15 protein-coding genes are annotated in these 12696 nt (G+C 33.6%); 7 read left to right on the top strand and 8 right to left on the bottom strand.

The genetic code is table 11. From position 1 onward, the window contains the following. Positions 1 to 422: peptide chain release factor-like protein (locus ACXJH6_RS03100; RefSeq protein ID WP_456470308.1), on the top strand; the 422-nt coding region annotated here is incomplete at its 5' end. Beyond that, positions 419 to 868: an NUDIX domain-containing protein gene (locus tag ACXJH6_RS03105; protein ID WP_456470309.1), complete on the top strand. Its 450-nt coding sequence runs from the start codon at positions 419 to 421 to the stop codon at positions 866 to 868. The genes ACXJH6_RS03100 and ACXJH6_RS03105, both read left to right, overlap by 4 nt. Positions 869 to 879: 11 nt before the next feature. On the opposite strand, the gene ACXJH6_RS03110 is transcribed toward ACXJH6_RS03105, so the two are convergent. From ACXJH6_RS03110 to moaA, 6 genes are read right to left on the bottom strand one after another with little or no spacing between them, the layout of a single operon-like run. Beyond that, entirely contained in the window at positions 880 to 1254 is a 375-nt protein-coding gene (locus tag ACXJH6_RS03110; protein ID WP_456470310.1) for a hypothetical protein, read from the bottom strand. Positions 1255 to 1296: 42 nt separating this feature from the next. Then, complete coding sequence (locus tag ACXJH6_RS03115; RefSeq protein WP_456470311.1) at positions 1297 to 2376, bottom strand: sensor histidine kinase; 1080 nt, start codon at positions 2374 to 2376, stop codon at positions 1297 to 1299. After that, entirely contained in the window at positions 2366 to 3010 is a 645-nt protein-coding gene (locus tag ACXJH6_RS03120) for a response regulator transcription factor (RefSeq protein WP_456470312.1), read from the bottom strand. The genes ACXJH6_RS03115 and ACXJH6_RS03120 overlap by 11 nt, the downstream gene beginning before the upstream one ends. A gap of 15 nt (positions 3011 to 3025) precedes the next feature. After that, on the bottom strand, positions 3026 to 3424 hold the full coding sequence (locus ACXJH6_RS03125; RefSeq protein WP_456470313.1) for a hypothetical protein: 399 nt from the start codon (positions 3422 to 3424) through the stop codon (positions 3026 to 3028). 21 nt (positions 3425 to 3445) lie between these two features. After that, positions 3446 to 4243, bottom strand: a complete 798-nt coding sequence (locus tag ACXJH6_RS03130; protein WP_456470314.1) for an SIR2 family NAD-dependent protein deacylase — start codon at positions 4241 to 4243, stop codon at positions 3446 to 3448. A 2-nt stretch (positions 4244 to 4245) separates the two neighbouring features. After that, positions 4246 to 5202, bottom strand: a complete 957-nt coding sequence (gene moaA, locus ACXJH6_RS03135; protein WP_456470315.1) for a GTP 3',8-cyclase MoaA — start codon at positions 5200 to 5202, stop codon at positions 4246 to 4248. 46 nt (positions 5203 to 5248) lie between these two features. Between moaA and ACXJH6_RS03140 the strand changes: the two genes are divergently transcribed. Beyond that, positions 5249 to 6049, top strand: a complete 801-nt coding sequence (locus tag ACXJH6_RS03140) for a ferritin-like domain-containing protein (protein ID WP_456470316.1) — start codon at positions 5249 to 5251, stop codon at positions 6047 to 6049. Here the strand turns inward: ACXJH6_RS03140 and ACXJH6_RS03145 are convergent. Continuing rightward, positions 6046 to 6636: a hypothetical protein gene (locus ACXJH6_RS03145; RefSeq protein WP_456470317.1), complete on the bottom strand. Its 591-nt coding sequence runs from the start codon at positions 6634 to 6636 to the stop codon at positions 6046 to 6048. The two genes, ACXJH6_RS03140 and ACXJH6_RS03145, sit on opposite strands and share 4 nt — an antisense overlap. Before the next feature lie 62 nt (positions 6637 to 6698). On the opposite strand from ACXJH6_RS03145, the gene ACXJH6_RS03150 reads away from it, so the two are divergent. From ACXJH6_RS03150 to ACXJH6_RS03160, 3 genes are read left to right on the top strand one after another with little or no spacing between them, the layout of a single operon-like run. Next, positions 6699 to 6845: a hypothetical protein gene (locus ACXJH6_RS03150; RefSeq protein ID WP_456470318.1), complete on the top strand. Its 147-nt coding sequence runs from the start codon at positions 6699 to 6701 to the stop codon at positions 6843 to 6845. Positions 6846 to 6864: 19 nt separating this feature from the next. Next, complete coding sequence (gene moaC / locus ACXJH6_RS03155) at positions 6865 to 7338, top strand: cyclic pyranopterin monophosphate synthase MoaC (protein ID WP_456470319.1); 474 nt, start codon at positions 6865 to 6867, stop codon at positions 7336 to 7338. Beyond that, positions 7328 to 7822 (top strand): NTP transferase domain-containing protein, encoded by a 495-nt coding sequence (locus tag ACXJH6_RS03160; RefSeq protein WP_456470320.1) that lies wholly within the window; start codon positions 7328 to 7330, stop codon positions 7820 to 7822. Before moaC ends, ACXJH6_RS03160 begins: the two co-directional genes overlap by 11 nt. On the opposite strand, the gene ACXJH6_RS03165 is transcribed toward ACXJH6_RS03160, so the two are convergent. Next, the gene (locus ACXJH6_RS03165) at positions 7778 to 9892 is read right to left on the bottom strand and encodes a WD40 repeat domain-containing protein (RefSeq protein ID WP_456470321.1); all 2115 of its coding nucleotides are present in this window, start codon (positions 9890 to 9892) and stop codon (positions 7778 to 7780) included. The two genes, ACXJH6_RS03160 and ACXJH6_RS03165, sit on opposite strands and share 45 nt — an antisense overlap. Positions 9893 to 9940: 48 nt before the next feature. On the opposite strand from ACXJH6_RS03165, the gene polA reads away from it, so the two are divergent. Continuing rightward, entirely contained in the window at positions 9941 to 12562 is a 2622-nt protein-coding gene (gene polA, locus ACXJH6_RS03170; RefSeq protein WP_456470322.1) for a DNA polymerase I, read from the top strand. Positions 12563 to 12696 lie beyond the last annotated feature (134 nt).

The raw sequence follows: 12696 nt of genomic DNA on the forward strand, positions 1-12696 counted from the left end.
AAGATATCAAAATAGAGGTTATGAGAGCCGGAGGTGCCGGAGGTCAGCACGTAAATAAAACCGAAAGTGCCGTCAGAATGACCCATATTCCAACAGGAATTACCGTATCGATGCAGGATGAAAGAAGTCAGCAGAGAAACAAAGAAAAAGCAATGCAAATATTAAAAGCCAGAGTTTACGAAAAACTTGAGAGCGAAAGACTCGCAAAAATAGGAGAAGCGAGAAAAAGCCAGGTCGGAAGCGGAGATAGAAGTGAAAGAATTAGAACATACAACTACCCTCAAAACAGAATTACAGACCATAGAATCGGACTGACTTTATACAGACTTGAACAGATTATGAGCGAAGGGCTTTTTGACGAAATAATCGACCCTCTCATTGCTCACTATCAGGCAGAAGCACTAAAAGAAGCCGGATTATGAGAATTTGTGAAGAAGCAAAAAAATTAAACATTCCCGAATGGGTAAGACCCACCCCTTTTTTAACGGTTGACGGAATTATTAAAATATTTAAACCTGATTTTGAAGGAATCGTTCTCATAAAAAGAAAAAACCCTCCCCTTGGCTTTGCACTGCCCGGAGGGTTTGTGGATTATGGTGAGATGGTGGAAGATGCCTTAAAACGTGAAATGAAAGAAGAAACATCCCTTGAAGTTAATATCGAAAAACTTTTAGGAGTCTATTCAGACCCTTCGAGGGACCCGAGACTTCACACCGCAAGCTGTGTTTTTGTATGCAGTGCTTTTGATATGCCAAAAGCCGGTGATGACACAAAAGAAGCTTATGTGGTAAAACTTGAGGAAATTCCATGGAACGAAATAGTATTCGACCATGGAAAAATACTTAAAGATTTTTTAAATTCGCTTTAATAACAATAATTTTATCTCCATCTCCATCCGGAACCTCTTCCATATCCGGCTATAGGGTAATCTTTTTTTTGAGTCACATCGTATATATCCCATGCTTTAACAGTGTCATTTGGCCAATAAGGCGGTGTAAATCCTCTAACTTCCACCTCATCTCCTTCATTAACAGGTAAATTAGGAATTACAAAGCTAGGGGCAATACCTACATGATAAACTTTATCTTTTGTTTTTACATCCATAAAAAGCCAAGGAGCACCTCTTCTTCCATATCCTCTTTGCACATACGCTTTTACAACTTTACCTCTTATAACTCCGGAATCCTTAGCAGAAATTGAATTAAATCCGAACAACGCTGCAACCGCAAGCAAAACAAAGATAACTTTTTTCATAACAACCTCCTTTTTTTATTTTTAAAATTATAAAAAAGGAAGTTAAACGAAATATAAACAGATATTAACCTTTTTATTTTTATTTTCGATTTTAAGTTTAAACGAATATTCATCAGCTATTGTTTTTACAATATAAAGCCCAAGCCCGAAACCGCCTTCGCTTTCATTTTCCCTGTAAAACTTATGAGTCAGTTTATTTATGTTTTTTATTTCTCCCTCATTTGTTATACAAAAAGACTTTTTATCAAGAGTTATTTTAACAGCGGAGTTTTTAGGAGCGTATTTAAAAGCGTTTGAGAGAAGATTGTCAAAAAGTCTAATTAAATCTTCCCTGTCTATTTCCAAACAGACTTCATCCGCATCAATTTCGATAAACAGATTTTTATTTTCAACAATACTTTCAAAAAGTGCTATCCTCTGTTGTAAAAATTCTTTTAATTCAATCCTTTTTATCTCTTTTTTTCTTTTTTTATGGTAAAGTCTTACATATTTTAAGTCTTCAAAAATCTTATTAAGCCTAAGGGCTGCGTTTTTTATTCTTTTTATAGGTCTGCTCTTTTCATCTAAAAGCTCAATATTTGTCAAAATAACGCTCAAAGGAGTGTTCATTTCATGAGTTGCGTCTCTTATAAAATTTTCTAAATGTCTTATAACCTCTTTTAAAGGAGCCAAAAAAATTTTTCCAAGAAAAACAGAAACAGTAACTAAAAAAAGTAAAAAAAAGAGATTAAAAATCAACAGTCTTTTTAAAATTCCATTTAATTTTTCATAAGGAAACTCTTTTGTGGCTATTATTTTTATTTTTCTCCATCCTTTTCTTTCCAGATACTCTTCTTTTAAATCCAAAAGGGAAGAATTTGAAAAAACAAGATTATCATTAATATAAACCAAAACTTTCATACCTTCCGGAATATTAAAGGAATTGCCCCTTATCGCTCTCATTAAATAAGGATTTTTATTTAAAAATTCGTTTATTTGATTTTTTAAAACAAATTTTTCTTTTTGAATAATCTCTTCTTTTGCAAGTTTATAATAAAACCACTCCCCTATCCCCACCAACAGAACCGTTGAAATTAAATATAAAGCTAAAAATCTTTTTAAGGCTGTTTTTTCAGCCGACAAATTTATATCCCCTGTTTTTTACGGTAACAATTGCATCTTTTCCCAAAACAGCTCTTAAACTGTTTACAAATGTTCTAAGGGAAGCTTCGTTTGGTTCTTCAAAATCGTAAAGATAATCAAAAATTTCTTCTTTACTAACGATTTTATTTTTGTTTTGAATAAAAAATTTTAAAAGTTCGGCAACTTTTGGTTTTAAATGTATAACTTTTCCGTCTTTATAAAGCTCAAAACTCTCTAAATCAAATTCAAAATCCTTTATTTTAACTTTTTTACTGTCTCCATAAACCCTTTTTAAAATTACATCAATTCTAAGCCTGAGCTCTTTTAGGGAAAAAGGCTTTTTAATATAATCATCACCTCCGCTTAAAAAACCTTTTTCAACGTCTTTTTCGCCGTCAAGGGAAGTTAAAAAAATTATAGGGGCTTTTGAAAATTTTCTTATCTCTTCAGCCGCTTCAAATCCGTTTTTTTTAGGAAGTTTTACATCCAAAACAATAATATCCGGATGTGTTTCATAAGCCCTGTTTACGGCCTCTTCACCGTCAAAAACGAATTCCACCTCATAAAAATTTTCCAGATACTCTTTTACGGTTTCGTTTAAATCAAAATCGTCTTCAACCAGAAGAACTTTCATAAAAGCTCTTTAAAACTACTTACATTTATAAAAAATCATAAGTCTGTCCTGTGGTAAAACAAGAACTACGTTGTTGGTACTTTCGTTTTTATCAGGCATCAAAACGGCGCTTGAATCGGCATTTACATACTGTTCATACCCTCTCCATTTTTTTTGATAAAACATTTTTTCTTCTATTTTGCCCACTTTAACGGTAATAGTGCCGTTTTGGTCTTTTGCAAGGTTGATAGTGTAAAAATCTTTTAACGTCTGTTTTAAAAGAGCCCGGGTTTCAGGAGTATTGGGAATGTTTCTTGTCTGGTTTTTATCCTCAAAAGAAATCCCTTCGCTTTCGCATACGTAATTTTTACCGCTTTTTATGTTAAAAGCACCGAGTAGAGCAATACTTAATCCGAAAAATAAAAACTTTTTCATAATAATCCTTTTTTCAAAATTTTACCACAAATAAGAATTAATTTCCTTTAAAGCCTCAAGCGCTCCTTTATAAATCGATATATCGGCACCTTCCGCTTCAAGAGGATTTATTCTTATAAGAGTGGCGTTAAACTGCTGCCTTATTTTTTCACTCATCATCCTGACGGTAGGCACAGCTTTACCCGCTCCTATTTCTATAACCGTTATTTTATCGTCTATTCTGCTTAAAAAATATTCAAATCTGGCAAGCTGAAGATTTACTCTTTTTTCCACAAACCTGAAATCCCCGAACATAAGAATATTAGGTCTTGCTATATTTTTACATCTTTTACAGTAAGGAAAATTTTTAGCTTCAAATTTCTCCATATCTATTTCAATATGTTCGGTATTTTCCCAAACACCGTTATGACACGGCAGGGTACACTGAAGATAATGAATGCTTCCATGTATTTCGACTATTTTCATTTCGCTAAATCCGGCTTTTTGAAAATGTCCGTCAACGTTTGAAGTAAATACAAATTTTTCCTGAGGAAGGTTTAAAAGTATTTTAAACCCTTCGTGCGGCCGGGTTTCCCTGTACATTTTCAGACGGTGTCCGTAAAAAGCCCATGCGAGTTTGGGGTTTATCTCAAACCATTTAGGATTGGCAAGGGCCTGAAAATTAAGACCCAGTTTTTTGGCAATAGGATAGGCTCTCCAAAAACCTTCGTTTCCCCTAAAATCGGGAAGTCCGCTGTCAACTCCCATACCCGCTCCCGCGGTTATCAGAATATACTTAGAACTTTTTATCTCTTCGGCGGCCTTTTGTATCTCCCTCATACCTACCCTCCGGTCTCCCAAAACGCTCTTGTAGAAACCTCATCTTCCTGCCAATCGTTTTTTTCCGGTTTGTTTTTTACCACTTCTTTTAATATTTCGGCAGCCTTTTTAATATCCCTGTTTCTTATAGCTTCTTTGATATTGTAACTCTCCGTAAAAAAAAGACAGGGAATTAAATACCCCTCCGCGGTTAAACGGATTCTGTTGCAGCTTTTACAGAAATCTTCACTGTGAGGCTCTATAATTCCAAAAACATACCCTTCATCCGTTTGAAAATACCTGCTTGCGCTGTTGTCCTTTGGCAGTTCTTTAAATTTATATCTTGAAGCTATTTTTTCCAAAATCTTATCGCTTCTAACACTCTTTATACCAGGATACGCCCTTTCGTTTTCCATAAACTCTATAAATCTTATCGTTAGGCCTTTATTTTTGGCAAAATCAAGCAGGTCCAAAATTTCACCGTCGTTTATACCGCCCATAACAACGGTATTAAGTTTTACCCCAAGACCGACTTTTAATGCCTCGTCAATCCCTTCCAAAACTTTTTTTAACACATCTTTCTGGGCTATTTTAGCCGCCGTTTGAGGATTTAGAGAATCAAGAGAGACGTTTACCCTTTTAAGCCCGGCTTTTTTTAATTTCTTCGCATACTCTTTAAGATAATACCCGTTTGTGGTAAGGGCGAGGTCAAGAGACGGTTTATAATTATAAAGCATACTTATAAAAATATCCAAATCCTTCCTTAAAAGAGGCTCTCCCCCCGTCAGACGGATTTTTTTAACCCCCTCGTCAATGGCAAGACGCAAAAACTCAAACATCTCTTCATAACTCAAAATATTCTCTTTTGGCTCCCACTCAAAAGGAGTGTTTGGCATACAGTAAAGACACCTGAAATTACATCTGCTTGTAACCGAAACCCTGATATAGTCTATAACTCTTTCAAATTTATCTTTTAACATTCAAATACCTTTTGATATAATCTCAAACAAACAATAAAGGTTCGCTATGTTTTATGAAACACTCGAACAAATAATCACCTGCGATAATATACCACAAAAATTTGAAATGTTTTATGATTTTTATCAAAATTTGGACAAATTTTCGTTTAATTCCGATAAAAAACCAAAAATTTTCAACAAACCCAGCTACGCTTCTTTTTGCAAAATAGTACATCCGGCAAAAGTTCCAAGAAGAAGGGGATTTGAAACCCCCGAAAAAAAAGCCGTACTGCTTCACGCAATCGTTCATATAGAGTATTCGGCCATTGACCTGGCGCTTGATGCCTGTTACAGATTTAGAAATCTTCCGAAAGAATATTACTTAGACTGGCTGGAAGTTGCCGAAGATGAGATTAGACATTTTAAAATGATAAATACCCTTCTTGAAAAAACAGGATATAAATACGGGGATTTCCCGGTCCATAATTCGCTGTTTGAAGCAAGTCAGAAAACGCAGGATTTGCTAAGCCGTATGGCTATTATCCCAAGATGGTACGAAGCGGGAGGGCTTGATGCAAACGAAAAGATAATAAACAGGCTAAAAAAAATAAAAGACCCTTTAGCCGAAGAAACAATAAAGGCTCTTCTGGTTATTTTAAAAGAAGAAATACCCCATGTTAAAAAAGGGGACAAATGGTTTAAATGGGAGTGTAAAAGACAAAATTTAGAGCCTGTTGAAACGTATTTCAAAATAGTTGATAAATTCTTTAAAGACTGGAAGAAAAAAGACCTAAACGTCGCCGCCAGGCTAAAAGCGGGCTTTAGCTGCAGGGAGCTTAAAATATTAAACAAAAATGCGGAGTGTTAGAAAACACCCCCAAAACCTCCGCATTCCACTCTGTGTCCGTTTTTAAACTCCACCCTGCTAGGTTCAAAATAAAGTTTAAGATTTTCAGGTTTTTCGTCTTTTAAATACTCTTCAAGTTCTGAGTTTAACAGATGTTTTTTTCTTATGACAATCTCTTCTCCCGGTTTTAAATCCACCTTTCTTGAAATATAATCATGAAGAATTTTAACTCCGTCTTTATCTTCGGCAAATAAAGAACCTCTGATTAACACCACTTCCTGAGGATAAGTGTTTTTTAAAGTAACCGTCAAATCATAATAAGGAATAACCTCGTCATGATATGTGTATTCCAAAGAAACTACCTTTATCCCTTTACAGCTTTTAATTGCAAACTCTTTTTTTGTTTCTTCTTTTTGTTTTTTCATTTCGGTCTGCTGCTTTTTAAGCTCTTTTTTTAACTGTTCTATTTCTGTGTCTTTTTTATCAACTTTTTTTTCAAGCTGTTCTATTTTTTGAAGAAGCAGGTCAAGTTTTTTATTAATATCATCCGTACTGCTTCCGGCGAATAAAAAAGAACCTATAACCGCTGCACTTAAAAGTTTTTTCATTTCTTTTCCTTTTTTAGTGATATTTTATCAAAATAATATATAATTTTAAAAAAGGGTATTTTTTGAAAAAAGATATTTTAGCACTTGTTATCTCTCTTGTAATTACCATGATAGTTTTAAATATTTTAAAACTTCCTTTTATTTTAGGATTTATCGTAGGCAGTATTTTATGGAGCGTGCTTCATTTTAACCTTAAAAAATGGCTATAATTTTACAAAAAGGAAAGAAATGAAACTAACGCATATAAACGAAAAACACAATCCTAAAATGGTTGACGTGGGAGACAAACAAATTACAAAAAGAGTAGCGACCGCCAGCGGAAAAATAAAAATGAAAAAAGAGACAAAAAAAGCGATTTTAGAAGAAAAGACTAAAAAAGGAGCGGTGCTTCAAACGGCAATAATCGCGGCAATAATGGGCGGGAAAAAAACAAGCGAACTTATTCCTATGTGTCATAATATTTTAATAGACGGAATTGACGTGGATATCGAAGAAACGGAGGAAGGTTTTAAATTAACGGCAACAGCCAAAACAACCTCAAAAACAGGTATAGAAATGGAAGCCCTGAGTGCCGTAAGTGTTGGACTTTTAACGATTTACGATATGGCAAAGGCAATTGACAGGGAAATGGAAATTACGGATATAAGGCTTGAATACAAAGCCGGAGGAAAATCTGGAGAATTTAAAAGAGATGAAAAGTAAAATTCCATGTTTTATTTTAGCGGGAGGAAAATCCAGCAGGTTTGGAAGCGATAAATCAAAACTTTTTTATAAACATCAATACGATTTATGCAAAAAAGTATTTAAAAACGTTTATTTCGTCGCAAAAGAAAAAAAATTTAAAAAATATCCTTTCTTTTTGGAAAAGTCCAAAACTTACGCTCCTTTTTTCGCCCTTGAAGAAATAATAAAAAAACATAAAAAAGTTTTTGTAATAAATATAGACACTCCCCTGGTTTCTCAAAAAACGTTAAAAAAACTTCTAAAACAAAAAGCCGTGGCTAAAGAAAACCCTTTAATAGGGTTTTATGATTATACAATGCTTAAAAATTTCGATAAAACAACCTTAAAGATTTTTGGCATCAACAAAAAAATTTTTTCTATAAAAAAAGAAGCCGTAAACGTTAATAAAAAAGAGGATTTACTCCTCCTCCCAAATAAGGTGAGGAAGAGAGTGAAGAGATAAAATTTTACTAGGCTCAAAAGAATTAATATCAAATTCGACTCCCAGTTTCTTGCCTATTTTTATAATATCTTCTATTTCATTATCCGTTCCAAAATAAGCTATATAATTTTTAACGCCTTTTTTTACTTTATCAAACTCTTTTGATTTCAAAGCGTTAAGAAGCTGGTTCAAATACGCCGAACGTATAATCTGAATAATTTTATTTTTGTATATCTCGCTGTTTATCAAATCTCCTAAAACAGTGGAAATATTTTTAACGTTACCCTCAAGAGCCTCTTTTTCCGCCAAAGCAAATTTACGCTGAATTTCTTCTTTCAGTTTTTGATAATCTTCGTTCTCTTCCAAAAACGGATGTGAATTTACAAATTTTTCTATCATATCGTAATTTTTTGAAGCCATAATCCTTAGAAAATTGGAAGTTACGTTTACTTTTTCTATTATTTCTTTAGCCTTATCTTTATATTCAGGAAACTCTATAAGCATTTGAGCATAAAGAAGGGCTTTTTTGTAATCTCCCTTTTTTAATGCTTCTTCAGCTCCTTCATATAACCTTTTGGCATACTCCATCGCCTGTTTATACTCAGACGTTCCATACAAAAAAGGATATTTTTCCAAAAATTTAAAAAAATCGCCAAATTTCCTTTTTATAAGAAGAGCTTTTACCACATCATAAAGATGTTTATCGTTAAAGAGCGCCTGAATAAAAGGGGTTTTTTGGGAAACTCCCCTAAAAGGGGCAAGAAGCTGTTTTACAACATCCTCTTTTCCTCTTATTTTTATAAGTTCTTTTGCCTTATTAAACACTTTTGTCCAGTCTTCTTCCATTTTTTTGTAATAAATGGTGTCTTTAAACGAAGGATACTGATTGGCAAGAGAATATGCAAGAGGATATTTTCTTTTTATTACGGCTGTTTTAAATTTTTCAAACTCAGCAAAATCCCTAAGAAGATTTTGAATAAAAACCCTTTTAGAAGGGATGTTAAGATAAGGGTTTAAAAGCTGTTTTGCTTTCTCGTACTCTCCCTTTTCCATAAGCCGGTAAGCCGTTTCCAATGTTCTTTCCCAGTCATTTTCGAGTTTTTTATATAATTCAGTTCTTTTTAGAAAAGGATTTTTCTTAACCAGCTCATAAGCAAGTCCGAAATCTTTTTTTAATATAGCTTCACTGAGTTTGACCTGGTCTTCATAAATATCGAAAATGTAAATACTGCCCCCAAGAGTTCCTATCCAAAGAGTGTTATTTTCAGGAACGTAATCAATAGAACTTGGAAGCTCGTTAAGTTTTATAAACTCATCGCTTATAAGCTCATAATCTCGAAGGTCATAAAGATATACTTTTTTTTCATTGGTGATTACAAACATATACTCTTCATTTTCGTCAAAAGTAAAATCTATTACCTGATCGGCAACCCCCTGAAGTCTTTTGATAATATTTCCTTTAACATAATCCCATACAATAAGTTCTCCCGTCTTATCCCCGCTTATCATCTTAGCGGATGATAAAAACTTAAGCTGGGTTACGGCACCTCTGTGTGATTTTTTACGGTAGGATATATTAAGGGAAGATATATTGGTAATGGATATCATCCTGTCATAACTGCCCGTAGCCACCCACAGATTGTTTCTGCTAAAGGCACTTGAGAGAATATAATCAGGGTGAGGAGGAAGAGTCGCCACCATTTTTCCGAGGGAAACCGACCACAAATAAGCCCTTCCGTCAGCCCCTCCTGTTAGCATATAAGAATCTTCATAATCAAAAGATATACTTAAAACATCCCCTTTATGCCATCCTAAAGTATGAAGGAGTTTTTTTTTGTTAATATCCCAAACGGTGGTTTTTCTTTTTCCCGTAACGGCAACTGCCAGATAGTTTCCGCTTGGAGAAATAGCCACGGAATTTTCAAGGGGTTTGTTTGGAGGAAGATTGATTTTAAATCCTCCAAGAAGTTTAAAATCTATTATGGAATATTTTCTAAAAGTATTTTTTTCATCTATAACTCCAACACTTTCTCCTGCATATCTTACCAGACTTACCGGATGTTTTACATTAAGTATTTTTTTAACGTTCAACCTCTCTCCTTAAAAATTATGATAACATTTTACAAAAAAAGGTTTTAAATGCCAACTCTTACCATTATCGACACTTTTGGATTTTTATTTCGCAATTTTTACGCACTTCCTCCTCTAAAAAGCAAAAAAGGCGTCCCAACAGGTATGATTACAGGATTTATGAACTTTATCGCTTCTCTTGGAAAAGACTTTCCGACGGATTATGTGGTATTTACGCTGGACAGTAAAGAAAAAGAAACATTCAGAAAAGAAATTTTTAAAGCTTATAAGGCAAACCGCCCGGAAGCCCCGGAAGACTTAAAAACACAGCTACCCATTGCCATTGAATTAATAAAAGAGATGGGTTTTAAAATGATAGAAATACCCGGATATGAAAGTGACGACATCATAGCAAGCCTTGCCAAAAAAGCGGCTCAAAACGGCATAAAAGTAAAAATAGTAAGCCATGATAAAGATATGTATCAGTTAATAGACAATAAGCACATAGTCATTTTTGACCCGATTAAGAAAAAAGAAATAGGCATTAAAGAGTGTCAAGAAAAATTCGGAGTACATCCTAAAGATTTCAGGGATTTTCAGGCGTTAGTTGGAGACAGCAGCGACAATATTCCGGGAGTGAAAGGTATAGGAGTAAAAACCGCCGCAAAACTTATAAACGAATATCACACCCTTGAAAATATTTACGAAAATATTGACAAAATAAAAGGAGCCGTTCAAAAAAGACTTATAGAAGGAAAAGAAAACGCTTTTTTAAGCAGAAAACTCGTAACGTTAAAAACCGACCTTTTTGATGAGGTAAACTTAGAAGAGTTTAAATACCCTGAATATAATCCGGTACTTAAAGTCGCCGATAAACTTATCGATTTAGATATTACTTCTATAATTGAGAGAGTAAAAAAAGACGGCCTTTTTGTACAAACAAAAGAACCGAACACCCAGATAGAATTTGAAGCGGTGGTTTTAGAAAATGAAAAAGAGCTATTAGATATAACAGATAAAATAGGAGACAACATAGTAGCGTTTGATACGGAAACTGACAGTCTTGAAAATCCTAAAATCGTAGGATTTAGCTTTGCTTTTGAAAAAAATAGAGCCTATTATGTTCCTATAAACCATTTTTATTTAGGTGTTGGCAAACAGACAGATGAAAAAACAGCTTTAAAAGCTATTAAAAACATACTTGAAAAAAAAGTTATAGGGCATAATCTTAAATTTGATTATAAAATGCTAAGAGACTACGGTATTAAAGCCCCCACTCCTTACGCCGATACGATGATTATAGCATGGATTTTAGACCCGGATTCCCCCGTGGGACTTGACAGCACAGCAAAAAGATATCTCAACCACCAAAATATAAAATTTAAAGAAGTAGTTGGAAAAAATCAAAATTTCGGTGATATAGACATCCCCACAGCCGCAAAATACGCTGCGGAAGATGCGATTATTACTTTAAAATTATATGAAAAACTAAAAAACAGATTGTGGGAAGAAGTAAAATGGGATTATGAAAATATCGAAATGCCGTTTATTAATATCTTAATCGATATGGAAAAAGAAGGCATAAAAGTTGATATTGAATATCTGAAAAATTTACAGGAAAAATTAACTCAGAAATTAAAAACCCTTACAAAAGAAATATATGATTTGGCAGGTCAGGAATTTAATATAAAATCACCAAAACAGCTAAGCCGTATTCTTTTTGAAGTTTTAAAACTGCCCGCAAAAAAGAAAACAAAAACAGGTTACTCAACGGATGAAAAAGTATTAAATTCCTTAAAAAACGCTCATCCTATTATGCCAAAACTACTTGAATACAGAAAACTCGATAAACTTCTCTCAACATACGTAATTCCATTAAAAGAATACGCAAAAAAAGACAAAAACCACAAAATTTATACCAATTTTTTACAAACGGGAACGGCTACGGGAAGGTTATCTAGCAAAAATCCAAACCTTCAAAATATCCCCACTTCCACCGAAATCAATATTAGAAACGCTTTTATTACGGATAAACTGTTTGTAAGTCTTGATTATTCTCAGATAGAACTGAGACTTCTTGCACATTTCAGCGAAGATGAAAATTTAATAAATGCGTTTTTAAACGATAAGGACATCCATCTTGAAACCGCTGTGAAAATATTCGGTGAAAAAGAGGCTCAAAAATACCGCCCGATAGCAAAATCAATCAATTTCGGATTAATTTACGGAATGGGTCCTAAGAAACTCAGTGAAACTATTAACGTCTCAACAAAAGAGGCAAAAGAATTTATAGAAAAATACTTCGCTTCATTTCCAACCGTTAAAGATTTTATAGAAAAAACTAAATTAGAAGCAAGAGAAAAGGGATTTGTAGAAACGCTTTTAAAAAGAAGAAGATTTTTTAATTTCGCAAGCGCAAACGCCAGAACAATAGCCGCTTACGAAAGGGAAGCCGTAAATACTATCTTTCAGGGAAGTGCGGCTGATATTATTAAAAAAGCTATGATTGATATAAAAAACGCTTTTCCTGATTCTAAAATGGTTCTTCAAATTCACGATGAACTGATATTTGAAATCGAAAATAAAAAAGAGGCAGAAGAGTATAAAAAAATTATGGAAAACGCTTTTAAATTAAAAGTTCCTTTGAAAGTCGGTATGAGTTTTGCCAAAAGATGGGGTGAGCTGAAATAAAAAAATTCAAGGAAGCTAAATGATAAAAAAACTGGATTTAAACGATTATATAGAAAAACTTTACAATCTTTACGCAAGAGAAAAAGAGTATTTTATTGAAGGAGATATCCGGAAAAATTACGAATATTTACAAA

It is taken from the genome of Caminibacter sp., from assembly GCF_053999135.1.

Coding starts and splice junctions, on each gene's coding strand:
- moaA (WP_456470315.1), bottom strand. CDS start 5,202: ATGTTAAAAGATAAATTTGAAAGAGTTATAGACTATATCAGGGTTTCG.
- polA (WP_456470322.1), top strand. CDS start 9,941: ATGCCAACTCTTACCATTATCGACACTTTTGGATTTTTATTTCGCAAT.
- ACXJH6_RS03125 (WP_456470313.1), bottom strand. CDS start 3,424: ATGAAAAAGTTTTTATTTTTCGGATTAAGTATTGCTCTACTCGGTGCT.
- moaC (WP_456470319.1), top strand. CDS start 6,865: ATGAAACTAACGCATATAAACGAAAAACACAATCCTAAAATGGTTGAC.
- ACXJH6_RS03110 (WP_456470310.1), bottom strand. CDS start 1,254: ATGAAAAAAGTTATCTTTGTTTTGCTTGCGGTTGCAGCGTTGTTCGGA.
- ACXJH6_RS03160 (WP_456470320.1), top strand. CDS start 7,328: ATGAAAAGTAAAATTCCATGTTTTATTTTAGCGGGAGGAAAATCCAGC.
- ACXJH6_RS03105 (WP_456470309.1), top strand. CDS start 419: ATGAGAATTTGTGAAGAAGCAAAAAAATTAAACATTCCCGAATGGGTA.
- ACXJH6_RS03120 (WP_456470312.1), bottom strand. CDS start 3,010: ATGAAAGTTCTTCTGGTTGAAGACGATTTTGATTTAAACGAAACCGTA.
- ACXJH6_RS03140 (WP_456470316.1), top strand. CDS start 5,249: ATGTTTTATGAAACACTCGAACAAATAATCACCTGCGATAATATACCA.
- ACXJH6_RS03145 (WP_456470317.1), bottom strand. CDS start 6,636: ATGAAAAAACTTTTAAGTGCAGCGGTTATAGGTTCTTTTTTATTCGCC.
- ACXJH6_RS03130 (WP_456470314.1), bottom strand. CDS start 4,243: ATGAGGGAGATACAAAAGGCCGCCGAAGAGATAAAAAGTTCTAAGTAT.